This is a genomic window from Parafrankia discariae (assembly GCF_000373365.1).
In the GTDB taxonomy this organism is placed as follows: domain Bacteria; phylum Actinomycetota; class Actinomycetes; order Frankiales; family Frankiaceae; genus Parafrankia; species Parafrankia discariae.
The window spans coordinates 327,459-353,769 of record NZ_KB891219.1; the positions used below are offsets into that span (position 1 = coordinate 327,459).

Annotated in this window: 24 protein-coding genes; 19 read left to right on the forward strand and 5 right to left on the reverse strand. The window is 72.9% G+C overall.

Annotation, left to right across the window (positions count from 1 at the left end; genetic code table 11):
• Positions 1–7 precede the first annotated feature (7 nt).
• The 3 genes from B056_RS0118500 to era are packed head-to-tail and all read left to right on the forward strand — an operon-like array spanning position 8 to position 2,648.
• Complete coding sequence (locus B056_RS0118500) at positions 8–1,336, forward strand: hemolysin family protein (protein ID WP_018503355.1); 1,329 nt, start codon at positions 8–10, stop codon at positions 1,334–1,336.
• On the forward strand, positions 1,333–1,716 hold the full coding sequence (locus B056_RS0118505) for a hypothetical protein (RefSeq protein WP_018503356.1): 384 nt from the start codon (positions 1,333–1,335) through the stop codon (positions 1,714–1,716). The genes B056_RS0118500 and B056_RS0118505 overlap by 4 nt, the downstream gene beginning before the upstream one ends.
• Positions 1,716–2,648, forward strand: coding sequence for a GTPase Era (era, locus tag B056_RS0118510; protein WP_018503357.1), 933 nt, complete (start codon positions 1,716–1,718; stop codon positions 2,646–2,648). Before B056_RS0118505 ends, era begins: the two co-directional genes overlap by 1 nt.
• 20 nt (positions 2,649–2,668) lie before the next feature.
• Here the strand turns inward: era and B056_RS37040 are convergent, their stop codons facing one another.
• A complete protein-coding gene (locus tag B056_RS37040; RefSeq protein WP_051105659.1) occupies positions 2,669–3,343 on the reverse strand; it encodes an NUDIX domain-containing protein in 675 nt (224 codons plus the stop codon).
• A gap of 146 nt (positions 3,344–3,489) precedes the next feature.
• On the opposite strand from B056_RS37040, the gene recO reads away from it, so the two are divergent.
• The 6 genes from recO to B056_RS0118545 all read left to right on the forward strand — a co-directional run bounded on the left by recO (position 3,490) and on the right by B056_RS0118545 (position 11,694).
• Positions 3,490–4,221 carry a DNA repair protein RecO gene (gene recO, locus B056_RS0118520; protein ID WP_026239850.1) on the forward strand — a complete coding sequence of 244 codons (732 nt, stop codon included), beginning with the start codon at positions 3,490–3,492 and terminating at the stop codon, positions 4,219–4,221.
• Positions 4,222–4,271: 50 nt separating this feature from the next.
• The gene (locus tag B056_RS0118525; protein ID WP_020572572.1) at positions 4,272–5,069 is read left to right on the forward strand and encodes an isoprenyl transferase; all 798 of its coding nucleotides are present in this window, start codon (positions 4,272–4,274) and stop codon (positions 5,067–5,069) included.
• Complete coding sequence (locus B056_RS0118530; RefSeq protein WP_018503361.1) at positions 5,062–5,466, forward strand: antibiotic biosynthesis monooxygenase family protein; 405 nt, start codon at positions 5,062–5,064, stop codon at positions 5,464–5,466. Before B056_RS0118525 ends, B056_RS0118530 begins: the two co-directional genes overlap by 8 nt.
• A 78-nt stretch (positions 5,467–5,544) precedes the next feature.
• On the forward strand, positions 5,545–8,616 hold the full coding sequence (locus B056_RS0118535) for a glycine--tRNA ligase (protein WP_018503362.1): 3,072 nt from the start codon (positions 5,545–5,547) through the stop codon (positions 8,614–8,616).
• 71 nt (positions 8,617–8,687) lie between these two features.
• On the forward strand, positions 8,688–9,374 hold the full coding sequence (locus tag B056_RS0118540) for a YdcF family protein (protein WP_018503363.1): 687 nt from the start codon (positions 8,688–8,690) through the stop codon (positions 9,372–9,374).
• A gap of 436 nt (positions 9,375–9,810) precedes the next feature.
• The gene (locus B056_RS0118545) at positions 9,811–11,694 is read left to right on the forward strand and encodes a transketolase (RefSeq protein ID WP_026239852.1); all 1,884 of its coding nucleotides are present in this window, start codon (positions 9,811–9,813) and stop codon (positions 11,692–11,694) included.
• A gap of 90 nt (positions 11,695–11,784) precedes the next feature.
• On the opposite strand, the gene B056_RS0118550 is transcribed toward B056_RS0118545, so the two are convergent.
• A complete protein-coding gene (locus tag B056_RS0118550; RefSeq protein ID WP_018503365.1) occupies positions 11,785–12,324 on the reverse strand; it encodes a PH domain-containing protein in 540 nt (179 codons plus the stop codon).
• Positions 12,325–12,375: 51 nt separating this feature from the next.
• Positions 12,376–12,531 carry a hypothetical protein gene (locus B056_RS43655; RefSeq protein WP_018503366.1) on the reverse strand — a complete coding sequence of 52 codons (156 nt, stop codon included), beginning with the start codon at positions 12,529–12,531 and terminating at the stop codon, positions 12,376–12,378.
• 118 nt (positions 12,532–12,649) lie between these two features.
• Between B056_RS43655 and B056_RS0118560 the strand changes: the two genes are divergently transcribed.
• The 4 genes from B056_RS0118560 (at position 12,650) to B056_RS37045 (ending at position 18,515) form a co-directional block, all read left to right on the forward strand.
• Positions 12,650–13,918 (forward strand): deoxyguanosinetriphosphate triphosphohydrolase, encoded by a 1,269-nt coding sequence (locus tag B056_RS0118560; protein ID WP_026239853.1) that lies wholly within the window; start codon positions 12,650–12,652, stop codon positions 13,916–13,918.
• 449 nt (positions 13,919–14,367) lie between these two features.
• On the forward strand, positions 14,368–16,284 hold the full coding sequence (gene dnaG, locus B056_RS0118565; protein ID WP_018503368.1) for a DNA primase: 1,917 nt from the start codon (positions 14,368–14,370) through the stop codon (positions 16,282–16,284).
• A 40-nt stretch (positions 16,285–16,324) separates the two neighbouring features.
• Positions 16,325–17,503 (forward strand): RNA polymerase sigma factor, encoded by a 1,179-nt coding sequence (locus B056_RS0118570; RefSeq protein WP_006538863.1) that lies wholly within the window; start codon positions 16,325–16,327, stop codon positions 17,501–17,503.
• 226 nt (positions 17,504–17,729) lie between these two features.
• Positions 17,730–18,515 carry a class I SAM-dependent methyltransferase gene (locus B056_RS37045; RefSeq protein WP_020572573.1) on the forward strand — a complete coding sequence of 262 codons (786 nt, stop codon included), beginning with the start codon at positions 17,730–17,732 and terminating at the stop codon, positions 18,513–18,515.
• On the opposite strand, the gene B056_RS0118580 is transcribed toward B056_RS37045, so the two are convergent.
• Positions 18,512–19,723, reverse strand: coding sequence for a glycosyltransferase family 4 protein (locus B056_RS0118580; RefSeq protein WP_230203063.1), 1,212 nt, complete (start codon positions 19,721–19,723; stop codon positions 18,512–18,514). The two genes, B056_RS37045 and B056_RS0118580, sit on opposite strands and share 4 nt — an antisense overlap.
• A 225-nt stretch (positions 19,724–19,948) precedes the next feature.
• Between B056_RS0118580 and B056_RS37050 the strand changes: the two genes are divergently transcribed.
• Positions 19,949–20,716, forward strand: coding sequence for a class I SAM-dependent methyltransferase (locus B056_RS37050; protein WP_154677101.1), 768 nt, complete (start codon positions 19,949–19,951; stop codon positions 20,714–20,716).
• Here B056_RS37050 and B056_RS0118590 read toward each other — a convergent pair.
• Positions 20,691–21,581, reverse strand: a complete 891-nt coding sequence (locus B056_RS0118590) for a glycosyltransferase family 2 protein (RefSeq protein ID WP_018503373.1) — start codon at positions 21,579–21,581, stop codon at positions 20,691–20,693. The genes B056_RS37050 and B056_RS0118590 overlap by 26 nt on opposite strands.
• A gap of 314 nt (positions 21,582–21,895) precedes the next feature.
• Between B056_RS0118590 and B056_RS0118595 the strand changes: the two genes are divergently transcribed.
• The 5 genes from B056_RS0118595 to B056_RS46070 all read left to right on the forward strand — a co-directional run bounded on the left by B056_RS0118595 (position 21,896) and on the right by B056_RS46070 (position 25,681).
• On the forward strand, positions 21,896–22,627 hold the full coding sequence (locus tag B056_RS0118595; RefSeq protein WP_035751835.1) for an energy-coupling factor ABC transporter permease: 732 nt from the start codon (positions 21,896–21,898) through the stop codon (positions 22,625–22,627).
• Positions 22,624–23,052 (forward strand): PDGLE domain-containing protein, encoded by a 429-nt coding sequence (locus B056_RS0118600; RefSeq protein ID WP_018503375.1) that lies wholly within the window; start codon positions 22,624–22,626, stop codon positions 23,050–23,052. Before B056_RS0118595 ends, B056_RS0118600 begins: the two co-directional genes overlap by 4 nt.
• A gap of 26 nt (positions 23,053–23,078) precedes the next feature.
• On the forward strand, positions 23,079–23,861 hold the full coding sequence (gene cbiQ / locus B056_RS37055) for a cobalt ECF transporter T component CbiQ (protein WP_018503376.1): 783 nt from the start codon (positions 23,079–23,081) through the stop codon (positions 23,859–23,861).
• Complete coding sequence (locus tag B056_RS0118615) at positions 23,858–24,613, forward strand: energy-coupling factor ABC transporter ATP-binding protein (protein WP_018503377.1); 756 nt, start codon at positions 23,858–23,860, stop codon at positions 24,611–24,613. The genes cbiQ and B056_RS0118615 overlap by 4 nt, the downstream gene beginning before the upstream one ends.
• Positions 24,614–25,030: 417 nt before the next feature.
• Positions 25,031–25,681, forward strand: a complete 651-nt coding sequence (locus B056_RS46070) for a class E sortase (RefSeq protein WP_230203064.1) — start codon at positions 25,031–25,033, stop codon at positions 25,679–25,681.
• The last annotated feature ends 630 nt before the right edge of the window (positions 25,682–26,311 follow it).

Sequence of the window (26,311 nt, forward strand, 5' to 3'; positions counted from 1 at the left end):
GGCCGCCATGGACTCCGGTGATCTTCTTCTCGTCTTCATCGCCGCGGTGACCGCGCTCGCCGCGGCCGGCCTGGGCGCGGTGGACGCGGGGCTGACCCGGGTGTCCCGGGTCAGCGTCGACGAGTTCGCCCGCCACGGCAAGGCGGGGGCGGCGAACCTCGCCCGGGTTGTCGCCGACCCCGGCCGTTATCTGGCGTTGTTGCTGCTGCTGCGGATCGCCGGCGAGATGGTCGCCGCGGCCTGCATCACCGTCCTGGCCGTGCACGCGTACGGCTCCGGGTTCGCCGCGGTCGGGCTGGGCGCGCTGGTGTCGACGCTCGTCGCCTACATCCTCGTCGGCGTGATGTTCCGGACGCTCGGCCGCCAGCACGCGCCGGCGGTGTCGCTGGCCACCGCGGGGCTGACCATCCGGCTGGCGAAGGTCTTCGGCCCGCTGCCCCGCCTGCTGATCGCGTTCGGCAACGCGGTGACCCCAGGCCCCGGCTACCGCGACGGCCCGTTCGCCTCCGAGGCGGAGCTGCGCGACCTCGTCGACCTCGCCGAGGAGAACGAGGTCATCGAGCCCGGGGAACGCGACATGATCGCCTCGGTGTTCGAGCTGGGGGACACGCTCGTCCGCGAGGTGATGGTGCCGCGGCCCGACATGGTCTTCATCGAGTCCGACAAGACCGTCCGGCAGGCCATCTCGCTGGCGCTGCGCAGCGGCTTCTCCCGCATCCCGGTGATTGGCGAGAGCATCGACGACGTCGTCGGCATCGGCTTCCTCAAGGACATGGTCGGCTGGGAGCGTGACGGGCGGGAGAGCAGCCGGGTCGCGGAGGTCATGCGCCCGCCCGTGCTCGTCCCGGAGAGCAAGCCCGCCGACGACCTGCTGCGCGAGATGCAGGCGTCGCGCACCCACATGGCCATCGTCATCGACGAGTACGGCGGCACCGCCGGCCTGGTGACCATCGAGGACGTCCTCGAGGAGATCGTCGGTGAGATCACGGACGAGTACGACAGCGCCACCCCGCCGGTCGAGTGGCTCGACGACGACACCGCCCGGGTGACGGCGCGCCTGGACGTCGACGACCTCGCGGGGCTGTTCGGCGTCGACGAGCTGCCCGGCGCGCAGGACGTCGAGACGGTGGGCGGGCTGCTCGCGAACGCGCTCGGCCGGGTGCCCATCCCCGGCGCGACCACGGACATCGCCGGCCTGCGGCTGTCGGCCGAGCGCGCGGCCGGGCGGCGCAACCAGATCGGCACCGTCGTCGTCCACCGGCTGTCCCCGGCTCCCCGCACCGACGAGGAGCCGGGCGACCCGCCGGGCCCAGCGAGCAGAAAGGTGACATCGTGACGTCTCCAACCCCGCCGGTCGGCCTCGCCCTCGAGGCCGAGGACGGGAAGCTGGTGGTGCTGGCCCGGTCCGCCCGGCTGCGCGCCTACACGTCCGCGGGCCAGCCGGCCGAGGGCGCGGCGGTGCGGGACACCGACGGCCGGACGTACGCCGCGGCGACCGTCTCCCACACCCGGCCCGAGCTGGCCACGTCGGCGCTGCGCGCCGCGGTGGTGGCGGCGGCCTCCAGCGGAGCCCGCCGCTTCGAGGCCGCGGTCGTGGTGACCGAGGCCGCCGAGGCCGCCGCCGACGACCTGGCGATGCTCGCCGAGTTCGGTGCCGGGGTGCCCCTCTACCTCGCCGGTCCCGACGGCGTCGCCCGCACCCGGACGTCGAGCTAGTGGACATCGAGCTCGTCGACCCGGCGACGGACTTCCGGTCGGGGTTCGCCTGTCTGGTGGGGCGGCCCAACGCCGGCAAGTCGACGCTGACGAACGCCCTGGTGGGGACGAAGGTGGCGATCACCTCCGGGCGACCGCAGACGACCCGCCACGCCATCCGGGGCATCATCAACCGCCCCGACGCGCAGCTCATCCTGGTCGACACCCCGGGGCTGCACCGCCCGCGCACCCTGCTCGGCCAGCGGCTCAACGACGTCGTCCGCACGACGCTGTCCGAGGTCGATGTGATCGGCTTCTGCATGCCCGCCGACGAGCCGCTCGGCCGCGGCGACCGTTTCATCGCCGACGAGCTGGGCCGGATGGCGGGGCGCACCCCGGTGGTCGCGATCCTGACCAAGGTCGACGCGGTCAGCGACCCGGACCGGGTCGGCGCCCGGCTGCTCGAGATCTCCGGGCTGGGCGACTTCGCCGACATCGTGCCGGTGAGCGCCGTGTCGTCCTTCCAGGTCGGCACGCTGGCCGACGTGCTCGTCGCCCGGCTGCCCGAGGGCCCGCGGCTCTACCCCGACGGCGAGCTGACCGACGAACCCGAGCAGGTCATGGTCGCCGAGCTGATCCGCGAGGCGGCGCTGGAGGGGGTGCGCGACGAGCTGCCGCACTCACTGGCCGTGGTGGTCGAGGAGATGATCCCGCGGGAGAACCGCCCACAGGACCGGCCGCTGCTCGACGTGCACGTCAACGTGTACGTGGAGCGGCCGAGCCAGAAGGCGATCGTCATCGGCGCGGGCGGCTCCCGGCTGCGCGACGTGGGCACCCGGGCCCGGACCCAGATCGAGGCGCTGCTGGGCACCCCGATCTACCTGGACCTGCACGTCAAGGTCGCGAAGGACTGGCAGCGGGACCCGAAGCAGCTGCGCCGGCTGGGCTTCTAGGCGTCGCGAGTCGCGACACGTCACGACGGTGTCGGCAGCCGGCGCCGCAGGCGGTCCCACCAGCGCCGGGCCGGCGACCGCTCGTCGACGGCCCGGCCCGGCGGGGCGCCGACGATCTCGCCGTCCACGATCTCGAGGATGGGCGGCACCGGCGGCCGGGCGGGCTTCGAGGCCGCTTCCGGCTCCGGTGCCGCCTCCGGCACCGGAGCCGGGGCGTCGGCCCGCATCAGCGGTGGGTCGTCCCCGCTGAGCGCGGTGGCCAGCAGGGCCTGCCTGTTGGCCACGATGTAGTCCTTCACCGCGGCCGGCTGGAGGTCGTACCGGGTGAGCTTCTTGCCCCGCAGGTCGATCCGCTCGACGGCGTAGCGGCCCTTGGCCGGGTTGCCGAACTCGGCGCCGGTACGGCGGTCCAGATCCATCGAGACGAGCCGGCAGAGGAAGAAGTGCTGCAGGTTCAGGCCCTCGCCGCGGGGCGCGGCGGTCACGTAGACCTGCTGGACCCGGTCCACCACGGCGCCCAGCTCCTCGGCGAGCTCGCGGTGCAGCGCGTCCTCCACCGAGGCGTCCTCGGGGTCCACACCGCCGCCCGGGGTGGACCAGTAGGGCTTGCGTTTGGGGAAGGTTCTGCGGAACAGCACCAGCCGCCCGTTCCCGTCGATGATGATGCCTCGCGCCGTCCGCCGAACAACCCGCACCCACACATGATGGCGACCGCGGCGGCGGCGGTCGCCGGAATCCCCCCCGACGCCACGGAGCGGTCCGCTGCCGCCGGGTCCGTCCCGTCGTGCCCCGCGGGCGGCGGCCTACCTGTTCGGGGGCACGGGCGTGCAACCATGGGAACGTGCCGGTGTATCGCGATGAGGGCGTCGTCCTGAGGACGGCACCCTTCGCCGAGGCCGACCGCGTCGTCACGGTGCTCACCCGGCGTAACGGCCGGGTCCGCGCGGTGGCCCGGGGGGTGCGGCGGACGTCCTCGCGGTTCGGCGCCCGGCTGGAGCCCGGCACCCACGTCGATCTCCAGCTGCACGAGGGCCGCTCGCTGGACACGGTGACCCAGGCGGATATCCTCGGCGCCTACGGAGCGACGATCGCCCAGGAGTACGCGCGGTACACGGCGGCCGCGGTGATGCTGGAGACGGCCGAGCGCCTGACCAGCGAGGAACGCCAGCCCGCCCTGCGGCTGTTCCTGCTGCTCGTCGGTGGCCTGCGTACCCTGGCGGGCGGTGAGCGCCCGCCGCCGCTGGTCCTGGACGCCTTCCTGCTGCGCTCACTGGCGGTCTCCGGGTACGGCATGGCCCTCGACGCGTGCGCCCGGTGCGGGGAGCCGGGGCCGCACCACTCGCTGTCCGTTCCCGGCGGCGGCGTAGTGTGCCCGGAATGTCGACCGCGGGGTGCGGCGTCGACGTCTCCGGCCGCGGTGCGGCTGCTTGCCGACCTCCTGCACGGTGACTGGAACGGCGCCGAGGCGAGCGACGCCCGCGTCCGGCGGGAGGCCGGCGGCATCGTGGCGGCCTACCTGCAGTGGCATCTCGAGCGGGCGCTGCGCGCCCTTCCGCACCTCGAACGGACGTGAAATGGGGGGTCGGTCGTGGCGCCGTCGGCCCGGACGAGAGGATGTCGGCTGTGAGCCTGCGTGAAGAGGTGGGCCGGCGGTTCCGCGATCCGCGTCCTCATCCGTCCGGAGCGCAGCCGCCGCAGTTGCCGCCGGCGCTGGTCCCGCGGCATGTCGGGATCGTCATGGACGGCAACGGGCGCTGGGCGAAGCTGCGCGGCCTGCCCCGGACGAAGGGGCACGAGGCGGGCGAGGAGGCGCTGTTCGACTGCGTCGAGGGCGCCATCGAGATGGGCGTCCGCTGGCTGTCGGTGTACGCGTTCTCCACGGAGAACTGGAAGCGCTCGCCGGACGAGGTGGCGTTCCTGATGCGGTTCACCGACGGCGTGTTCGGCCGGCGGATCGACGACATGGACTCACTCGGAGTCCGGGTCCGCTGGGCGGGCCGCCGGCCCCGGCTGTGGGGCAACGTGATCCGGCGGCTGGAGTCGGCGGAGCAGCGCACCCGGGACAACGACCGGCTCACGCTCGTGATGTGCGTGAACTACGGCGGGCGGGCCGAGCTGGCGGACGCCGCCGCGGCGATCGCCCGCGACGTGCGGGCCGGCCTGCTGCGCCCGGAGCGGGTCAACGAGGAGACCGTCGCCCGGTACCTCGACGAGCCCGACATGCCGGACGTCGACCTGCTCATCCGGACCTCCGGCGAGCAGCGGCTGAGCAACTTCCTGCTCTGGCAGGCCGCGTACGCCGAGTTCTCCTTCGTGCCCACGCTGTGGCCCGACTTCGACCGCCGGGATCTGTGGCTGGCCTGTGAGGAGTATGCCCGCCGGGACCGGCGCTACGGCGGGATCATCACCAACCGTGCCTGAGTTCGACGGACCGGGGGCTCCGGTGGTGGCGGTCCTGCGCTTCGAGGTGCCGGAGCCGGCCCGGGCCGGCTTCGCGGCGGCCGGGGAACGAGTGGTGGCGGCGCTCGCCGGCCAGCGCGGGTTTCGTTCGGCCCGGCTCGGTCGGGCCGTCGACGAGCCGGCGGCCTGGCTGCTGGTGACCGAGTGGGCCGGGCCCGGGGCCTGGCGGCGGGCGCTGTCCGCCTTCGCCGTGCGGTGCGAGCTGACGCCGCTGCTGGCCTGGGCCCAGGAGGCGCCCGGAGCCTTCGAGGTGCTGCACGAACGGGAGGCCGGCGGCGCGGCGCGTTCACACGGGTCCGCGCTGGCGCCGGACGCCGCCGTGGCCGCGCCCGGCGCGCGCGACCAGGGCGGGCGGTAGCGGCGCCGCCACCCGGTAGCCTCGGCGGTGAGTGGCCGAGACCGAGTCGCCGAAACCGAGTTGCCGAGGCTGAACCCGATGCTGACCATGCAGGACGCCCTGCTGACGTTGACCCGCTACTGGACCGAGCGCGGCTGCATGATCGTGCAGCCGTTCAACACCGAGGTCGGCGCCGGTACGCACAACCCGGCGACGATCCTGCGGGTGCTGGGCGGCGAGCCGTGGCGGGTGGCCTACGTCGAGCCCTCGGTGCGTCCGGACGACTCCCGCTACGGCGAGAACCCGAACCGGCTGCAGACCCACACCCAGTTCCAGGTCGTCCTCAAGCCCGACCCGGGCAACCCGCAGGAGCTCTACCTGGGCAGCCTGCAGGCCCTGGGCATCGACACCGCGGCGCACGACGTCCGGTTCGTGGAGGACAACTGGGCCTCGCCGGCGCTCGGCGCCTGGGGGCTGGGCTGGGAGGTGTGGCTGGACGGGCAGGAGATCACCCAGTTCACCTACTTCCAGCAGGCCGGCGGCCAGAGCCTGGATCCGGTGAGCGTCGAGATCACCTACGGGATCGAGCGGATCCTGATGGTGCTGCAGGAGGCCCGGCACTTCACCGAGATCACCTACGCGCCGGGGGTCTCCTACGGCGAGGTGGTCGGCCAGGCCGAGTACGAGATGTCGCGGTACTACCTCGACGAGGCCGACATCGACACGGTGCGCCGCATGTACGCCGACTTCGCCGCCGAGGCCCGCCGCCTCATCGACGCCCGGCTGCCGGTGCCGGCGCACATCTACGTGCTGAAGTGCTCGCACGCCTTCAACATCCTGGACTCGCGCGGCGCGGTCTCCACCACCGAGCGGGCCACCTCCTTCGCCCAGATGCGCGGCATGTCGCGCGAGGTCGCCCAGCTCTGGCGGGACCGGCGCGACGAGCTCGGCAACCCGCTGGGCGAGGCCCCGCGCCCGGCCCCGGCCATCGCCCGGCCGGTCGACCAGGCGGCCGTGCCGGCGGGGCCGGCCACCCTGCTGTTCGAGATCGGCACCGAGGAGCTGCCCGCCGCCGAGGTGACCCGGCAGACCGCCGCCGTCCGGGCGGCCCTCACCGAGCGGCTCGCGGCGACCCGGCTCACCCACGGCGCGGTGCGGGTGCAGGGCACCCCGCGGCGCATCGTCGCGATCGTCGACGACGTCGCGCCGCGCGAGCCCGACGTCGAGCGGGTCGTGCGCGGCCCGCGCCGCTCCGCCGCCTACGACGCCCAGGGCGCGCCGACGAAGGCCGCGACCGGCTTCGTCCGCGGGCAGGGCGGCGACGTGGCGGAGCTGACCGTCGTCGAGCACCGTGGGGTCGAGCACGTCGCCCTGGTGCGCACCGACACCGGCCGGCCCGCGACGGAGGTGCTCGCCGAGGTGCTCGGCGCCGTCCTGAGTGGGCTGCGCGCCGAGCGGAACATGCGCTGGAACGACCCGGAGCTGTCCTTCAGCCGTCCGGTGCGCTGGGTGGTGGCGCTGCTGGGCGGGGCTGTCGTCCCGGTCGCGGTGTCCACGCTGGCCGCGGGCTCCACGAGCCGCGGGCACCGGCGCGCCGGGTCCCCGCCGATCGAGGTGACCGGCGCCGTCGGGTACCCGGAGCTGCTCGCCGGGCACTCGGTCCTGCTCGACCCGGCCGCGCGCCGCGAACTGATCGTCGACGAGGCCGCGAAGCTGGCCGCCGAGCACGCGGGCGTGATCGACCTGGACGCCGAGGCCGACATCCTCGACGAGGTGACCAACCTGGTCGAGTTCCCGCGGCCGGTGCTGGGGTCCTTCGACCCGCGCTACCTCGAGCTGCCGTCCGAGGTCCTCACCACCGTCATGCACAAGCACCAGCGTTACCTGGCGGTGCGGGACGCGGCCGGCGCGCTGCTGCCCTGCTTCGTCACGGTCGCGGACGGCGCGGTGGACGTGCCGCTGGTCCGCGCGGGCAACGAGGCGGTGGTGCGGGCCCGGTTCGAGGACGCGGCGTTCTTCTTCGGCGCCGACCTCAAGGTCGGGCTGGAGACGTTCCGCGCGGGGCTGGCGAAGCTGACCTTCGAGCAGCGGCTCGGGTCGGTGGCCGACCGCGCGGACCGCATCGCACGGCTGGCCGGCCTGCTCGCGGACCGGCTCGACAGCTCCGCGGACGCGGCGCTGTCCGCGGAGCAGCGGCGGACCCTGGACCGCGCCGGCGAGCTGGCCAAGTTCGACCTCGCCACCCAGATGGTGATCGAGCTCTCCGGCCTGGCCGGGACGATGGCCCGTGAGTACGCCCGTCGCGCCGGCGAGCCGGAGGCGGTCGCCGTCGCGCTCTACGAGACGGAGCTGCCGCGCCGGGCCGGGGGGACGCTGCCGGCGACGGTTCCCGGGGCCCTGCTCGCCCTGGCCGACCGGCTCGACCTGCTGGCCGGGCTGTTCGCGCTCGACGCCGCGCCCACCGGCAGCTCCGACCCGTTCGGCCTGCGCCGCGCCGCGCTGGGGGTCACCGCGATCCTGGCCGAGCGGCCGGAGCTGGCCGGGGTCACCGTCGCCGACATGCTGGCCGAGGCCGCGAAGCTCGTCCCGGTCCCGGTTCCGGAGGCGGCCCTGGAGCAGGCGGACGCGTTCGTGCGCGGCCGGTTCGCCCAGTACCTGCTCGACACCGGCGTCGACCATCGGCTGGTCGGCGCGCTGCGTCCGCTGACCGGCCGGCCCGGCCAGGCGATGGTGACCCTGAAGGCACTGCGCCCGCTGGTGGAGACCGCGTCGTTCGCGCGGCTGGCCGCCGCGCTGGGGCGGGTCCGCCGGATCGTCCCGGCCGACGTCACGCCGGGCATCGAGATCAGCGCCCTGGTCGACCCCGCCGACCATCGCCTCGCCCAGGCCGTCACCGAGCTGTCCCGGCAGCTGGCGGCGCGCACGGCCGGCCGCGTGCCGGGTCTCGACGACTTCGTGGCCGCCGCCGGGCAGCTCCCGGACGCCGTCGAGGGCTTCTTCGAAGCGGTGCTGGTGATGGCCGACGATCCCGCGCTGCGCGCGGCCCGGCTCGGGCTGCTGGCGGAGATCCGTGAGGTCGCCGCCGAGGTGCTGGACTGGGACGCGCTCGGCCCGCTGCCAGTCGCGCCGACCGACACCGGTGCCGACAGCGGTACCGCCACCGACGCCTGAGCCCCCGTCGCGGAGCACCCAGGTGCGCCCGGGAGGTTTGGGCGGGTCCCGGACGGCTAACGTGACATCGCGTGGACCTGTCCCTCCGGCGGCTTGTGCCCCGTCCGCCCTCGGCGTCCTGGTTCAGGGTGCCCTGGTGGCGCTGGGCGGCCCGAATCGTCGCGGTCATCGTCGGGATCGTGCTGCTCGGGTCGGTGCTGACCTTCGGGCAGGTGTGGTGGGTCGGGCGCGGTGACGACCGGCGTGTCTCCGACACGCTGATCGTCCTGGGCGCCTCGCAGTACGACGGCCGGCCGTCGGCCATCCTGGCCGCCCGCCTCGACCACGCCCTGGAGCTCTACCGGGCCGGGGTCGCGCCGCGGATCATCACGGTGGGCGGCAACCAGCCGGGGGACCGCTTCACCGAGGCCGAGGCGTCCGGGTCCTACCTGCGTGACCGCGGTGTCCCGTCCAGCGCCGTGCTGGTGGTGCCCCAGGGCGTCGACACGCTGTCGTCGCTGACCGCGGTGGCCGGCCTGATGGACAGCCGGCAGTGGCGCTCCGCGGTGGTGGTGACCGACCGCTGGCACAGCCTGCGCTCCCGGGCGATCGCCGCGGATCTCGGCGTCGACGCGGTGACGTCGCCGGCGACGGCGGGCCCGGCCAACCGCGGGTTCGGCACCCAGATCCGGTACATCCTGCGGGAGGGGGTCGGGTACCGCTTCTACCAGCTGTTCCACCGGGCCTCGCCGTCCGCGGCGCACACTCCCGCCGTCTGACCCGCCCGAGGGCCCCGGGGCGGGTGCCTCATCGGGGTGGCGCCCCGCGACCGCGGCCGTGATGATCACCACGGCGCGGCGCCGGGACGGGACGGGTGGACGTCGCGGGCCGCCCCGGGTAGTCCCTGCGTCCGGGCCGATCGGCAGGTGCCCGCGGGCCGGGCGGGCCGGCGCCGGACGGGGCGGTGTGACGAAGGCGTAAATCCGCCCGGCGTGGCGGGCCGTAGGTGCTGGTACGGTTCGGATCGCGGAGTGACGGGGTACCGCGACAGGCGACGGAACGCCCGGGTCGGCCGGCCCTTGACACATCCATGTACTCGACCTGCGCAGGCCGTAGGACCGCGAGAGCACCTGTCACGCCGGCGCGCGCCGGCTGGCACACCGGCCCTGACCAGGACGACCGAATATCAGCACGATGCTGACTAAGGAGGCTGGTGTGGCAACTCCCGTGTCCGAAGTGGTCGGTGTCGCCGACCTGGAGACGGTTCGGGAACTCGCACAGCAGCTGCGGGTCGACTCGGTGCGCAGCAGCACCTCGGCCGGATCCGGTCACCCGACCTCCTCCATGTCCGCCGCGGACGTCATGGCGGTGCTGCTGACGCGCCACCTGCGCTACGACTGGGACACCCCGGACGACCCGGCGAACGACCACCTGATCTTCTCCAAGGGGCACGCCTCGCCCCTGATCTACTCGATGTTCAAGGCGGTCGGCGTCGTCACCGACGACGAGCTCATGACCGGCTACCGCCGGTTCGGGCACCGCCTGCAGGGCCACCCGACCCCGGTCCTGCCGTGGGTCGACGTGGCCACCGGGTCACTCGGCCAGGGCCTGCCCGACGCGGTCGGGGTCGCGCTGGCCGGCAAGTACCTGGACAAGGTCCCGTACCGGGTCTGGGTGGTCTGCGGCGACAGCGAGATGGCCGAGGGCTCGATGTGGGAGGCGCTGGACAAGGCCGCCTTCTACGGCCTGTCCAACCTGATCGCGATCGTGGACGTCAACCGCCTCGGCCAGCGTGGTCCGACCGAGTTCGGCTGGGACATGGACTCCTACGCCCGCCGGGCCGAGGCGTTCGGCGCCCGCGCGGTCGTGATCGACGGCCACGACCTGGGCGCGATCGACGCCGCGCTCGCCGACGCCGAGGACGCCTCCCGGCCCACGGTGATCCTGGCCCGCACCCGCAAGGGCGAGGGCTTCTCCGAGATCGCCGACGCCGAGGGCTGGCACGGCAAGCCGCTGCCCGAGGACATGGCCGCCCGGGCGATCATCGAACTGGGCGGCGAGCGCAACCTGCGGGTGCGCGGCCCGGTCCCCCCGGTGGACCTGGCCCGCCCGGCCCCGGCCCAGAAGCCGGCGATCAAGCTCCCGACCTACGAGCTGGGCGCCAAGGTCGCCACCCGGCGCGCCTACGGCCAGGCGCTGGCCGCGGTCGGCGCGCACACCGACGTCGTCGCCCTCGACGCCGAGGTGAGCAACTCGACCTACGCCGAGGACTTCGCCAAGGCGCACCCCGATCGGTTCTTCGAGATCTTCATCGCCGAGCAGCAGCTCGTCGCGGCGGCGGTCGGCCTGTCGGTGCGCGGCTACATCCCGTTCGCGTCGACGTTCGCCGCGTTCTTCTCCCGCGCCTACGACTTCATCCGGATGGCGGCCATCTCGCAGGCCGACATCCGGCTGGTCGGGTCGCACGCCGGAGTGGAGATCGGTGCGGACGGCCCGTCCCAGATGGCGCTCGAGGATCTCGCGATGATGCGGGCCGTGGGCGGCTCGACGGTGCTCTACCCGAGCGACGCGACCTCCGCGGCCAAGCTGATCGAGGCGATGGTCGGGATCTCCGGCGTGAGCTACATGCGGACGACCCGCGGTGCCTACCCGGTGCTCTACGGTCCGGACGAGACGTTCGCGCCGGGCGGTTCCAAGGTGCTGCGCAGCTCCGACGCCGACACCGTGACGCTGATCGGCGCCGGGGTCACCCTGCACCACTGCCTGGCCGCCGCCGACGTGCTCGCCGGTGAGGGCGTCTCGGCCCGGGTGATCGACCTGTACTCGGTCAAGCCGGTGGACACCGCGACCCTGGCGGAGGCGGCGCGGGCGACCGGCGGGCGCCTCGTCGTGGCCGAGGACCACTACGCCGAGGGCGGCCTCGGCAGTGCGGTGCTCGAGGGCCTCGCGGGTGTCCTGCGGGACGGCAGCGTCTCGCTGCGGCTGGCGCATCTCGCCGTCGGTCAGCTGCCCGGCTCCGGTACCCCGGACGAGCTGCTGGACTTCGCCGGCATCTCCACGCCGCACATCGTCGAGGCGGCGCGCGGCCTGCTGCGTTAGTGGTTCACCCCGCCCTGCCGGTCCGGGAACCCGGACCGGCAGGGCGGAAGTGGTTGTTGACGTGCACCCCGCCCGGAAAGAGAGACGGGATCAGTCGTCGCCTGCCGGGGACGGGCCGCCACCGAAGGTCATGTCGACCAGGGTGAGGTAGAGCCGGTCCGGCCGCGGCAGGAAATTGATCTTTGACAGGGCCTGGTCCTGCCCCGCGGACTCGACCACGAACTCGCCGTAGCCGAGGAGCCGCCCGAGCGGGTCCCGGTTGTAGGTGAGATCCGTGATCTTCGACAGCGGCATCGTCTGGACCTTCCGGAAGACGATGCCGGACACCTTCAGCAACCGCTTGTCGGTGATCATCAGGTGGTCGAAGTGCCAGTCCGCGATCTTCCAGAGCATCCGGAGGATCATGAAGAGGGCGAAGTACCACAGCACGGTGGTGATCGGGCCGGCCTCGTAGCCCTGTGCCGCGAACAGGATGCTCACGACGACCGCGAGCAGGACCGCACCCAGCGTCTGCAGCAGGATCGGCAGCATGATGGCCCAGTGCAGCCGGACCATCATCACCAGGCGTTCCTGGGAGGCCAGGTACTTGGTGTCCCGCAGCGCGGGGTCGGGAAGCTGGAGTCTCACCACACTCTCACCACGGACGAAGTTTCGCAGACATGAGGGCCCGCCGGGACCGCATCACAGGGCCGTGTTGGTCACGAACTCCGACACTCCGTTCCCGATGTCCTGGAGCCAGCCGAGCACTCGGTCGATGATGCTCGCGGCGCTGTCCGGTGCGGTGACGACGAAGAAGATGAGAAACGCGATCGCACCGTACTTGACGATCTTGTCCACGGCGGGCCTCCGGGCCGAGTTGGGGGAACGGGGTGCGCCCAAAGTATCGTCGTTGCGATCGACGTAGGTACGTGAATCGCGCCGATACGCTCGGCAGCGTGGTCTAGTGAGTGGTTGCGTGGTCAGTGAGTGGTATGACGCTGTCGACCTGGAGCGACGGGTCACAGAGCAGGACAAGGCTACACCGGGGGAGCGCACCCCTTTCGAGCGGGATCGCGCAAGAGTGCTACATTCGAGCGCCTTGCGGCGACTTGCCGGAAAGACGCAGGTCGTGGGCCCGCTCGACGACGACTTCCCGCGCACCCGGCTGACCCACTCGCTCGAGACGGCGCAGATCGGGCGCGGCCTGGCCCGCTCCCTGGGCGCCGATCCCGACCTCGTGGACGCGGCCTGCCTCGCCCACGACATCGGACATCCCCCGTTCGGCCACAACGGAGAGGCGGCGCTCGACCAGGCGGCGCACACCTGCGGCGGGTTCGAGGGCAACGCCCAGAGCCTGCGCGAACTGACCCGGCTCGAGGTGAAGATCGTCGCGCCCGCCGGCGGTGACGGGGCAGGCGGTGGCGGGGCGGGGCTGAACCTGACCCGGGCGACCCTGGACGCCGCCGTGAAGTACCCGTGGCTGCGTCGGGCCGGCACGCCGAAGTTCGGGGCCTACGCCGACGACGCCGACATCCTCTCCTGGGCGCGCCGCGGCGCGCCCAGGGCACGCCGCAGCTTCGAGGCCCAGCTCATGGACTGGGCCGACGACGTGGCCTACTCCGTGCACGACCTGGAGGACGGTGTCGTCGCCGGGCACATCGACCTCGCCGCACTGCGCGGCCCCGACCTGCGCGCCGAGCTGGCCGCCCGGACGGCGGTCTGGTTCCCCGACGTGGCCGCGCCCGCCGCGGCGGCCGGGCTGGACCGGCTGCGGGCCCAGCCGTGGTGGATCCGGGAGGAGGTCGGGTCGGTCGCCGGCCTGGCCGCGTTGCGCGCGATGACCAGTGAGCTCGTCGCCAGGTTCTCGATGGCCGCGGTGCGGGCGACCCGCGAACGCCACGGGGACGGGCCGCTGTGCCGTTACCAGGCCGAACTGGTCGTGCCCGCCTGGGCACTCGCCGAGTGCGCGGCGCTCAAGGGCGTGACCGCGTGGTACGTGATGGGCCGGCCCGGCGCCGCCGAGCGCCGGGCCCGCCAGCGCGAGCTGATCGCCGAGCTGGTCGACCTGCTCGCGGCCGGCGCACCGGCGTCGCTGGACGCGCCGCTGGCCGACTCCTACCGGCACGCCGTCGACGACGCGGCCCGGTTGCGGGTGGTCATCGACCAGGTCGCCCGGCTGACGGACGCCAGCGCCGGGCGCCGGCACGCGGCACTGACGGGCCGCCCGCTCCCGAGGGCGCTGTGACCAGCGAAAAACGACGTACGCTGTGATCGCTGCCGGCGGCGTTTGGGGTGGGATGTGACTGTGACGCCATACCGGAGTGATTCCGGTGGCCTCTGGGGCGTGTCCGTTGTGGTTCGTGTCGCACCGTGGTTCGACCGGAGCGCGTCGCGGGGTGCCGTCCGGTGTTCGCGTGTGGTGGTGCCGTCGTCGCGGTCCGTGGGGTCGTCGATCGGTCGCCTACGGAGTTCCTGGCGGCAAGATCGGCACTGTCGGCCGGATGACAAGTACCATCACGCTAAAGGACCGTTGACACCGGCGTCATCGGTGGCACCGGCCGACCGGCGGCATCGTCGCCCCGATGGTCGGCCGCACCACCGGCGGCGTCGTATCAGGTGACCGGACACAAGTAACCCGCGACGCGCAACCCCCGACCGGGGCGCGCCGTCTATCCAGTGACAGGGAGGGTATCGGTGGCCGGACGCATCCGCGACGCTGACATCGCTCTCGTGCGGGAGCGCTCACCCATCGCGGACGTCATCGGTGACCACGTGCAGCTCCGTCCGGTCGGCGGTGGCAGCCTGGTCGGCCTGTGCCCGTTCCACGACGAGAAGTCACCGTCGTTCAACGTGCGGCCCTCGGTCGGGTTCTTCCACTGCTTCGGCTGCAACGAGGGCGGGGACGTCTACGCCTTCATCCGCAAGATCGACGGGCTCACCTTCCCGGAGGCGGTCGAGCGGCTCGCCCGGCGGGCCGGCGTCACGCTCACCTACGAGGGCGGGGGCACCACCAGCCGCGCGGTGACGAGCCAGCGCCAGCGGCTGCTGGAGGCGCACCGGCTGGCCGCCGAGTTCTACGTCGAACAGCTCTACTCCGCCTCGGAGGCGAGGGCCGGCTGGGAGTTCCTCGCCTCGCGTGGCTTCGACCGTGCCGTGGCGGAGCAGTTCGGCCTCGGCTACGCGCCGTCGTCCTGGGACGCGCTGACCCGTCACCTGCTCGCCCGCCGGTTCACCGCCGAGGAGCTGGAGCTGGGCGGGCTGGCGAAGCGGGGTGGTCGGGGCGGCCTCATCGACCGGTTCCACCACCGCCTGCTGTGGCCGATCCGTGATCTCGGTGGCGAGGTCGTCGGCTTCGGCGGCCGGCGCCTCGCCGAGGGCGCCGACGCCGGCCCCAAGTACCTCAACACCGCCGAGACGCCGCTGTTCAAGAAGGCGAAGCTCCTCTACGGCGCCGACCTGGCCCGCCGCGAGATCGCGCGCCGCTACCAGGTGGTCGTCGTCGAGGGCTACACCGACGTCATGGCGTGCCACCTGGCCGGGGTGCCGACGGCCGTCGCGAGCTGCGGGACCTCCTTCGGTGCCGACCACGTCGCGATCGTCCGCCGGCTGCTGATGGATTCCGACGCCCGCACCGGCGAGGTCATCTTCACCTTCGACGGGGACAAGGCCGGCCAGGCCGCCGCTCTGCGGGCCTTCGAGTACGAGGACCGCTTCGTCACCCAGACCTTCGTCGCGGTGCAGCCGGACGGCCTCGACCCCTGCGACCTGTGGACGCAGCACGGTGACGCGGCGGTGCGCGACCTGGTGGCCGGTCGTCAGCCGCTGTTCGAGTTCGCCATCCGCGGCGTGATCGACCGCTACGACCTCAACACCACCGAGGGCCGCCTCGCCGCGCTGGACGCGGCCGCCCCGCTGGTGAACCGGCTCAAGGACGCCGGCATGCGGCACCGGTACGCGGTGAACCTGGACCACTGGCTCGGCTTCCTCGACGAGCGGTTCGTGGTCGAGCGGGTGGCGCAGCACCGCTCGGGTCCCGGGCCGGCCGAGGGCACGGGCCGCCCCGGGGTGAACGCGGCCGGCGGCGGGGCCCGCCCGGCCGCGCGCCGCCAGTCGGGCGCGGCACCGGACGACGCGACCGTCATCGTCGAACGGGAGACCCTCAAGCTCGCCCTGCAATACCCGGGGCTGGCCGGGCCGATGTTCGACACGCTGTCCACGGACCTGTTCACTGTTCCCGCGCACCGCGCCGTCCGGGAGTCGATCGCCACGGCGGGCGGGGTGTGTGCGGGTCTGTACACGGCCGGCGACCCGTCCGGCTGGGTCGCGGCGGTGGTGGACGCGACGCCGGACGAGGAGCTCCGGCGGTTCGTTCTCTCGCTCGCTGTCGAGGGGGTGCTGTGCGACCACGATGTGGACGACCGCTACGTCGATGATCAGATGTCGCGTGTGCAGGAGCTGCATGCGACCCGTCGGATCCGGGAACTCAAGTCGCGGATGCAGCGACTGAACCCGGCGTCCGACACCGATGCCTTCAACCGTGCGTTCGGTGAGCTGATTGCTTTGGAACAGCACAAGCTCCAACTCCGGGAGCGGGGCGTAGGTGCCGCGTAACCTGGGTCGATCCCGAGAAGGAAGTGACGAGATTCCGCCCATGAGTCCTACCGTCCTACCCCGCGAGGCCCAGGTGGACGAGGTCAAGGACCTCATCACCCGTGGCAAGGAGATCGGTTTCCTCACCACCGAGGACGTCACGGTCGCGATCCAGGCGGCCGAGCTGCCCCCCGAGCAGGCCGAGACTGTCCTGCAGGTGCTCAACGACGAGGGCATCGAAGTCCTCGAGGCCGGGGGGGAGAACGCCGACGAGGCGGATCTGCTGGCCCGTCGCCGCCGCGAGGAGGAGGAGCTGGCGCTCAAGGCGCCGACCTCCGACCCGGTGCGGATGTACCTCAAGGAGATCGGCAAGGTCCCGCTGCTCACCGCGGAGGAGGAGGTCGATCTCGCCAAGCGGATCGAGGCGGGTCTGTTCGCCTCCGAGAAGCTCGCGGTGGCGACGAAGAAGACCTCCCCGCAGATGCGGCGGGATCTCGAAGCCATCGAGCGGGACGGTCAGATCGCCAAGCGGAAGCTCGTCGAGGCGAACCTGCGGCTCGTCGTCTCGATCGCCAAGCGCTACGTGGGGCGCGGGATGCTCTTCCTGGACCTCATTCAGGAAGGCAACCTCGGCCTCATCCGCGCGGTCGAGAAGTTCGACTACACCAAGGGCTACAAGTTCTCCACCTATGCCACCTGGTGGATCCGGCAGGCCATCACCCGCGCCATCGCGGACCAGGCCCGGACGATCCGTATCCCGGTGCACATGGTCGAGACGATCAACAAGCTGATCCGTATCCAGCGCCAGCTCCTGCAGGACCTCGGCCGGGAGCCGAGCCCGGAGGAGATCGCCAAGGAGATGGACCTCACGCCCGACAAGGTGCGGGAGATCCTCAAGGTGTCGCAGGAGCCGGTCTCCCTGGAGACGCCGATCGGTGAGGAGGAGGACTCCCACCTCGGCGACTTCATCGAGGACTGCGACGCGGTCGTCCCGGTGGACGCCGCCAGCTTCATCCTCCTGCAGGAGCAGCTCGACTCCGTGCTGCACACGCTGTCCGACCGTGAGAAGAAGGTGATCCAGCTGCGCTTCGGCCTCACCGACGGTCATCCGCGCACGCTGGAGGAGGTCGGCCGCGAGTTCGGGGTCACCCGGGAGCGCATCCGGCAGATCGAGTCGAAGACGCTGTCGAAGCTGCGGCACCCGTCGCGGTCCCAGAAGCTGCGCGACTACCTGGAGTAGTCGAACCTGGCGAGTATTTGGACTCGCTGTAGCGGTTCGTTGACTAAGCGTGTCCGTCCTGTCAGGGTCGGGCACTGTGACGCAGCGGTCAGGCAGTCCGGAAGGATCTGCGGCTCCCGGACTCCCTGACGGTTCGACGCCGGTTCCGGCGTTGGGGCACCGGGCGCGCGTCGTGCCGCCCGGACCCGCCGGTAGGCGTAACAGCCTCAGAGCCTTCTGCGCCCGGATGCTGCTCGCCGTGACACCGCCGGCCCGGCGACCGGGCATGGCGCTGTGGCTGCTCGGGCCGGGCCCGAGCGGCTCCGACGGCCGGGACGAGAGCGCGTGGCGTAGCCGCCGCTCCCGCGAGGTCTTCGTCCGGGACGTGCTCGCCCCCTACCTGGCGCCCGAGCAGGACCTGCTCGACGTCGGCTGCGGGCCCGGCTACCTGGCCCGGGCGGTGGCCGGGCGGGTGTGGTCCGTGGCGGCGATAGACATCTCGCGGGGCGCTCTCGCCTGCGCGCGGGTACTCAATCCCGCGCTCAACATCGACTACCGGACCCCCCGGCAGTTCTTCGAGTCCGGCCGGCGGGTGGATGTCGCCGTGTGCCTGGCGCTCGCCGAGCAGCTCGACGATCAGGACCTGTCGGCCATGCTGACCTCGGTCCGGGCCGTCCTGCGGCCCGGCGGCCGGTTGCTGATGCGGGTCGCGATCGAAGAACCGGACGGCCGCCCGGACGGCGTGCCGGCGCGGCCGGTGCGGCCGGGCCCCGACTCGCGGCGGCGCTCCGGGCCGTACCGCGCGGTCCGGACCGGGGCGCAGGCGGTGCGGCTGGTCGAGTGGGCCGGCTTCACCCAGGTCGAGATCGTCACGACCACGGTGCCCGGGATCGAGAGCCCTGAGGGGGCCGGGAGCACCGAGGCCCTGGACGACGACGGTGCGCTCCGGCGGCTGCTGGTGGCGCGGCGCCCGCTCGACGCGCCGGCCGACCGCCGTGACGCCGGCCCGTTCCCGGTTTCCGCGGTTCGCTAGCGGATGGCCGGCGCTCCGTTCGCCCGGGACGGCTGGCCCGTCGCGAGCCCGTCCTCGGCGGTGGCCGCGACCGCGGGCTCGCAGCCCAGCAGGGCGTTGAACACGGCGCGGGTGTGTGCCCGCGGCTCGGTGCAGGCGCTCGCCCACTCCGCGGCCTGCCGGCCGGCGCGAGCCAGCCGGGCCCGGTCGGTGAGCAGGTCCAGCAGGACGCGCGCGAGCGCCCGCGGGGACTCGTCGGACGGCGTCCACCCGGTGTCGCCGTTGCGGTAGGCGTCGCGGGCGCCGCCCCGCGCCGGGCCGATCACCGCGCACCCGGCGAGCTGCGCCTCGAGCAGGGCGATGCCGTACGTCTCGCCGCTCACCGGCGGCGACGTCCGCGTCCGGGTGCACAGGGCGAACAGGTCCGCCGTGGCGTACAGCCGGGCCAGCGCCTCGTCACCGGGGTTCTCGGACAGCTCGGTGTGCTCGCTGGCGGCGACGAGCTCGCGCAGGGCGCCGGGCGCGGGCCCCGGTCCGGCGACCACCAGACGCACCGCGCCCAGGACGCGGCGGGCCTCGGCCACGGCCTCGACGAGGGCGGGCAGGCCCTTGGCCTCCCATTCGTCGAGGCGGAACACGCTGAGCACGGTGGGTACCGGTGGCAGCGGGCGCCGCCGGCCGGCCTCGGTGATCAGCATGTCCCGCCACCGCTGCTCGAGGCCGGGGGTGAGGACCGCCCCCAATCTGACCGCCCCGAGCGCGCCGGCGCCGAACGAGCTCGTCGTCACCGGGTAGAGCAGGGGGTCGCGGCGGAGCAGCCAGCGCGGGTGGGGGCGCATCGTCCACATGTCGGTGCCGTGGAACAGGACCGGGACCCGGCGCGCGCCGGTGAGACGGGCCGCCAGCACGCCCGCCGGGATGAGGTCGGGCTGCCCGACGACGACGCCGTCAAGCGCGCCGAGGGCCCGGGTGCCGAGGGCGGTGCGCCACAGCGAGCGGCCGAAGCCGGAGAGCTGCGCGCCGGTGAGCCTGGCGCCGGTGAGAGCGGGCGTCTCGGGTGGCTCGATCCGCAGGAGCTCGGCACCGCCGGCGCGCAGTCGCGCCGCGATCACCGCGAGGTTGCGTGCCGCGTCCGGGTTCTGGCGGCCTGGTGACGGGCTGAGCAGGAGTACTCGCGGGCCGCCCGCATCCTGGGTCGGTGGACGGGGTGATCTGCGAAAGTGTGACACGGAGCGTGATACTAGTGAGTCTCCTGGTAGTTATCGTGTTCCGCCCGGCCGGGTGTGGCTCCGTGTGGCGGGTGGCGGCCTGTGCGATGCCACCAACCGCTACTGCTACTGTTTGTAGTGAGGCAATCTCCTATTGTGACGATCTTTTGATGTAGTTGATCGGTTTATTTGATCTTGGTGTAGCTGGCTGGCGCATTTCCGAGCGTGGACCACAGGGAGCCGTCGATGCCCATGGACCTGCAGTACCGCAATCCGGGAAATCGGGCCCTGCTCGACCTGCTCGACATCCCACCCGGCCGGGTCCTCGACTGCGGCTGCGGTGCCGGCGACAACGCGCGGCTGCTGCGGCGCCAGGGCTGGCAGGTCACCGGGGTGACACTCGACCCGGCGGAGCTGGTGGCCGCCACCGCGGAGTGCGTGGCCACCGAGCTCGCCGACCTTTCGGCCGGGCTGCCGTTCGCGGCCGACGGCTCGTTCGACCTGGTGCTGCTGTCGCACATCCTGGAGCACCTCGTCGATCCGGCCGCGCTGATCGCGGAGGCGCGCCGGGTGCTCGCGCCCGGGGGGCGCATCGCGATCGCCCTGCCGAACGTCGCGCACTTCCGGCAGCGGGCCGAGCATCTGCTCGGCCGGTTCGAGTACACCAAGACCGGAGTGATGGACTCCACCCACGTCCGGTTCTTCACCGTCGACACCGCCCGCCGGCTGCTGGAGACGAACGGCCTGGCCATCCTCGCCTCCGACGCCAGCGGCGGCCTGCCCTGGTGGCGGAGTCGGCGGCTGTTCCCACGGGAGCTGGTCGCCCGCGCCGACCGCTGGGCCCTGGCGAACCGGCCGAACCTCTTCGCCTGGCAGGCGGTGTTCCTCACCGTCCCGGCGGGCGGGCCGGTGTCGGCCGTCGGGCGGCGCGCCGGGGAGTCCGCCCGGGAGTCCGCCCGGCTGGTGCCGGCGGCCTCGTCCAGCCCGGTCAGCCGGGAGTCGTCCAGCGGGTGACCCGTGGCTCGTCCGGGCTGGGATCACCGCTCGGCGGGAGCGCGCCGAGCCCGTCCACCAACCCGTGCAGGACGAGCGCCGAGCTCGCGCGCGCCCCGGAGCGGAACAGGTCGAGGACGGCGGCGCGGGGCAGCGTCACCAGCACCGTCCACGCCGTCACGAGGGCCGTGCGCCCGTGCCAACGGCGGACCCGGGTGAACCACAACCGGTTGCGCACCTCGTAGTAGCAGTAGTAATCGCGGTGGGCCGGCGCGCTCAGGCCACCACCGGCCCGCCAGGCGCGCGCGGGGCTGACCACCACGCTCCAGCCGGCGCTGCGGGCCCGGTGGCAGAAGTCGATGTCCTCGAAACCGAGGAAGAAACGGCCGTCCATCGGGACCCGCTGGTGGCACTCGGCCTTGATGAACATCGCCGCGCCGGAGACCCAGTCGGCCTCGCTCGGGCGGCTGGTCGGGGCCCGTCCCAGCACCTTCGACGCGACGAGGAACCTGGTGAGCCGGGCCGCGGCCGCCCGCACGCCCTCCGCCACGACGAGGGTCGGCGCGACGATGCCGATGTTGGTACCGGTCAGCAGGGCGAGACAGGTCGCGATGGTGTCCTCGTCGATCACCACGTCGTTGGTGACCAGCAGGTAGGCCGACGCGGCGGGGAAGGCGTCCGCCGCGTGCCGGAAGCCGCCCCCGACTCCGAGGTCGCGCGGCGGGAGGAGCCAGCTGACCCCGGGCGGGAGCTGGGCCGGCCGCCGGGACCGGTCGTTGGCGACGACGGCGACCTGGTCGATCTGGGCGGAGGCGTCCAGCCGGGTCGCGAGCTCGGTCGTCGGATCGGGCGTTCCCCAGTGGACTATCACCGCGACGGTCTTCATGAACTCACCTCGGGCGGACCTGCGCGGGCTGGCGTGGACGGGCGCTGGTGGGTGCTGATGCCGACCCCGGTGCCTGTCGACTCCGGTGCCGTCGGGGCACCGGCCCCTTACCTTCAGGCTAAGAGTAGCGAAGAGATTACTGAAAGTGCTGGGTGGCGAGCCGGGGTGCGGGTGCGTGGCGTACCAGCCGGCTGTCCGAGCTCGGCCGAGTCTTCCGTTTGGTACTGCAAATCATTCGCAGCTGCGTATCCTTAGCGACCGAGGACCGGTCGGGCGTCGCCGCCTGGTTCGGGCACCGCGGTCGAGGAGAGATCATGCATATCCCGGACGGATTCGTGGACGCGCCGACGTCGGCCGCGTTCGGGGCGGTCGCCGTCGCGGGCGTCGGGTACGCGGTGAAGCGTGCAGGCGAGGAGGCCTCCGACCAGGTGGTCCCGCTCGCCGGGCTGTGCGCCGCCTTCGTCTTCGCGGCCCAGATGCTCAACTTCCCGGTGGCCATGGGCACGAGCGGGCACCTGCTCGGCGGCGTCCTGGCGGCCGTACTGGTCGGGCCCTGGCTGGGGGCGATCGCGATCGCCGTGGTGCTCGGCGTCCAGTCGCTGTTCGCCGACGGCGGGCTGACGGCACTCGGCCTCAACATCACGAACATGGCCGTGGTCGGCGCGCTCGGCGGGTACGCCCTGTTCGCGCTGTTCCTGCGGCTCCTGCCGGCCCGTGCGCCGTCGGTCGCCACCGCCGCCGCCGTGGCCGCGCTGATCACCGTGCCGCTCGCCGCCGGGGCGTTCGTGATCGAGTTCGCGCTCGGCGGGACGGTGGACCTGCCGCTCGGCGGCGTCGCCGGCGCGATGCTCGGCGTGCACGCGTTGATCGGCATAGGGGAGGCCGTCATCACGGCGGCGACGGTGAGCCTGGTCATGAGCACCCGGCCCGACCTCGTCTACGGCGCCCGGAAGCTCCTCGAGGCCCGGCGGCTGGAGATCCGCCCGCGGGCCGCGGCCGTGCCCGCCGGTCCCGGGGGCGGGGCGGCCGCGGGGAGCGAGGCGTGACCGCCGACGGGGCACGTCGCGGCAACACCCGTTTCGTCGTCGCGGGGCTGTTCGTGGCCTTCGTGCTCGCCGGTTTCGTGTCTGGCTACGCCAGCTCACGGCCGGACGGCCTGGAGAAGGTCGCCGCGGAGAAGGGCTTCCTCGGCCAGGCCGACGACCACGCCTTCGCGAACTGGCCGCTTGCCGACTACGCCGTATCCGGCATCGGCAACGAACGCCTCGCCGGCGGCGTCGCCGGCGTCATCGGAGTGTCGATCGCCTTCGTCGTCGGTGGCCTGCTCGTCTTCGGGGTGGTCCGGCTGCGGTCCCGCGGCGCCGGCCGCCCGGCGGCTCCGCCCGGTCACCACGGTCCGGACGATCCCGGTCCTGACGGTCCTGACGGTCCTGACGGTGCTGCGGGTGCCGGCGCGGCGCCCGTCGTCTGACCAGGACGAGCGGGAGCGGTCGCGTCATGGGTGGCGCCCACGTCCTTGATCCCTACCATCCGGGCGGAAGCGTTCTGCACCGACTGCCCGCCCAGTGCAAGATCGTGGCGACGTTCGGGTATGTCGTCTGCGTCGTGCTCACGCCCATCACCGCGGGCTGGGCGTTCGGGGCGCATCTGGCCGTCGTCGGCGGGCTGTGCGCGCTCGCCCACCTTCCGCCCGGGCTCGTCCTGCGCAGGCTCGCGGTCGAGCTGCCCTTCGTCGCGTTCGCGGTGGCCCTGCCGTTCGTCGTGCCGGGGGAGCGGACGGAGGTGCTCGGCGTGGCGCTCTCCCGGCCCGGCCTGGAACAGGCGTTCGGGCTGGTCGCGCGGGCTACCCTGGGGCTGATGACGGTCATCGTGCTCGCCGCGACCACTCCGGCGCGGGAGCTGCTCGTCGGGCTGGAGCGGCTGCGGATGCCGCCGGTGATCGTCGCTGTGGCGTCCTTCATGATCCGGTACGCCGGTATCGTCCTCGACCAGATGGGCCGGATGAGCATCGCGCGCCGCTCGCGGGCGCACGAGCCCCGGTCGCTGCTCGCCACCCGGGCGTTGGCGGCGTCGCTGGGCACGCTGTTCATCCGCTCCTACGAGCGGGGCGAACGGGTGCACCTGGCGATGCTGGCCCGGGGCTACACCGGCGCGCTGCCCGGCGCGCTGCCCGGCCCCATGCCGCGGCGGGCGCAGTGGGGTGCGGCGCTGTGCCTGGTCATCGTCGGTGCGGCCATCGCGGTGCTGGGCCGTCGCCTCGACCTGGGCGCGCCCGCGTGATCGAGGTCGAAGGGCTCGCCTTCGCCTACCCCGACGGCCGTCAGGTGCTCTTCGGGGTCGACCTCGCGGTCGCGCGCGGCGAGCGGGTCGCCGTCCTGGGGCCGAACGGCGCGGGCAAGACCACGCTGATGCTCCACCTCAACGGCATCCTGACCCCCGGGGCCGGCACGGTGCGGGTCGACGGCGTCCCCGTCACGGCTCCGAACATGCGGGACGTCCGCCGCCGGGTGGGCCTGGTGTTCCAGGATCCCGACGACCAGCTGTTCATGCCCACCGTCGGGCAGGACGTCGCCTTCGGCCCGGCGAACCTCGGCGTGCGCGGGGTGGACCTCGCCGAACGGGTCCGCGAGGCGCTTGCCGCCGTCGGCCTCGACGAGTTCGCGGACCGGGCTCCGCACCATCTCAGCCTGGGGGAGCGGCGCCGGGCGGCGGTCGCGACGGTGCTCGCCATGCGACCCGACGTGCTCGTCCTGGACGAGCCGTCGGCCAACCTCGACCCGGCCGGGCGGCGGGAACTGGCCGAGGTCCTCACCGGCCTCGACCTGACCCTCCTCATGGTCACCCACGATCTTCCCTACGCGCTGCAGCTCTGCCCCCGGTCGGTGATCCTGGACGGGGGGGTGATCGCCGCCGACGGTGCGACGGCGGACCTGCTCGCCGACGAGGTGCTGCTGGCCTCCCACCGGCTGGAGCTGCCGTTCGGCTTCGACCCCCGCTACTCAATTACTAAGAGCATTGGTCTGATGCCTTAGGGTGATGACATGGGTGGTGGGTCGCGGGCCGCAGGCCACGAAGACGGCACGGGAAGCGTTCTGCCGGTACCTGATCCGCGCACGCTGCCGCCGCTGCCGGACCCGCCCACGGAGTTGCCGCCCACCGACCCGCCGACCCTCCCGCCCCCAGCTGACCCGCCGACGGAGCTGCCGACCGACCTGCCACCCGCGGATCCCGCGACCGGTGCCTCCGCGGAGTGGCCGGCGCGGGTAGGGCCGCCGCGGCAGCCCGCCGCCCCCCCGGCGGTGCCACGCGCCCGGCAGACCGTGGACCCGCGCCACGACCGCGGCGGCCGGCCCGGACCGGGCGGACCGCGGCGGCGTTGGCGGAAACCGTCGGCGGCCCTAACGGCTCGTCCGGTCGGCGGGCGGGTCACCCGCGGTCTCGGTGAACTCATGATTACGGCCGGTGTGGTCGTGGTGCTCTTTCTCGTCTATCAGCTCTGGATCACCGACCTGCTGGCGGCCCGGACGCAGAGCGATCTCCGCAAGGACCTGACCACGGCCTGGGCACACAAGCCCGCACTCCCCGCGCCCACAGGGAAGGCCGAGGCGCCGCCGGCCGTGCCGCCGGTCGACCTCGGCGAGGGGCTCGCCGTGCTACGGGTGCCGCGCTTCGGCGCGGACTACGCGCCGGTTGTCGTCGAGGGCGTGTCAGCGGACGCGCTGCGCCGCGGACCAGGGCATTTCCCCGGAACGGCGATGCCCGGTGAGGTGGGGAACTTCGTCGTCTCCGGCCACCGGACAACGTACGGAAAGCCGTTCAGTCGGGTGGACGAGCTGCGGATGGGCGATCCGATCGTGGTGGAGGTCGCCGATCGGTATTTCACCTACCGGGTGACCCGGTCGGAGGTCGTCGACCCACATCGGCTGGACGTGACCTATCCCGTTCCGGAACACCCCGGGGTTGCTCCCACCAGCGCAATGATGACGCTGACGACCTGTCATCCGCGATTCTCGGCGCGGAGCAGACTCATCGTCTTCGCCGAGCTCGACGAGACCACGGACAAGACCGACGGACCACCTCCGGTGCTCGCGGACGAGTAGGGGGAACGAGAATGTACGGCTGGATCTACCGACACCTGCCAGGGTCCGGGAGGGTTCGGATCCCGCTCGCCGGGCTCCTGCTGCTCCTGACTGTCGCGTTCCTGTTGTTCGTCGTATTTCCGGCGGTCGAGCCGCATCTGCCTGCTACGAGAGTAACGGTCGGCGACTAGCCGCGGAAGGCGCGGTGGTGTTGCTCCGTGTGGCATGGGTGCGGTCCGACACCTCCGCACCCTTTGGTCGGGGCAGACTACAAGCAGACCACGAACGCCAATGTCGTGGCGTTGTGTCGCCGAACGACGGCCGCTGGTCCGAAATTCGGTCGGTGAGTGTTCCTCCCGCGGAGAAGCGTGCGGCCGGGTCCGGTTCCTCCCGGTCCGGAAATGCCGGGCGTCGGATAATCTGCCGACTCGTGTGGGTTACGCTCGCACACCGCGGGACGAACGAACCATCCGCCGGCCGCCGCCATCGGGCGGCGGCCAAAGCGAAGGGGAGCTTCGTTCCGGGCGGGACAGGTTCGACTTCGGGGGCAAATCGTATGGTCAGGCAAGTCAGTTCTCTGGTTGGTCCGGCGGGTGAGGGCCCGTGACGACGTCGGCGCGTGCGGGCCGGCTCCGGCGCCTCACCGTGTCG

Excerpts from the sequence above, each read along its gene's own strand:
- B056_RS0118500 (WP_018503355.1), top strand. The coding sequence starts at position 8 with ATGGACTCCGGTGATCTTCTTCTCGTCTTCATCGCCGCGGTGACCGCG.
- B056_RS0118535 (WP_018503362.1), top strand. The coding sequence starts at position 5,545 with ATGCTGACCATGCAGGACGCCCTGCTGACGTTGACCCGCTACTGGACC.
- B056_RS0118570 (WP_006538863.1), top strand. The coding sequence starts at position 16,325 with ATGAGTCCTACCGTCCTACCCCGCGAGGCCCAGGTGGACGAGGTCAAG.
- B056_RS37045 (WP_020572573.1), top strand. The coding sequence starts at position 17,730 with ATGCTGCTCGCCGTGACACCGCCGGCCCGGCGACCGGGCATGGCGCTG.
- B056_RS37050 (WP_154677101.1), top strand. The coding sequence starts at position 19,949 with ATGCCCATGGACCTGCAGTACCGCAATCCGGGAAATCGGGCCCTGCTC.
- B056_RS0118590 (WP_018503373.1), bottom strand. The coding sequence starts at position 21,581 with ATGAAGACCGTCGCGGTGATAGTCCACTGGGGAACGCCCGATCCGACG.
- B056_RS0118595 (WP_035751835.1), top strand. The coding sequence starts at position 21,896 with ATGCATATCCCGGACGGATTCGTGGACGCGCCGACGTCGGCCGCGTTC.
- cbiQ (WP_018503376.1), top strand. The coding sequence starts at position 23,079 with ATGGGTGGCGCCCACGTCCTTGATCCCTACCATCCGGGCGGAAGCGTT.
- B056_RS46070 (WP_230203064.1), top strand. The coding sequence starts at position 25,031 with ATGATTACGGCCGGTGTGGTCGTGGTGCTCTTTCTCGTCTATCAGCTC.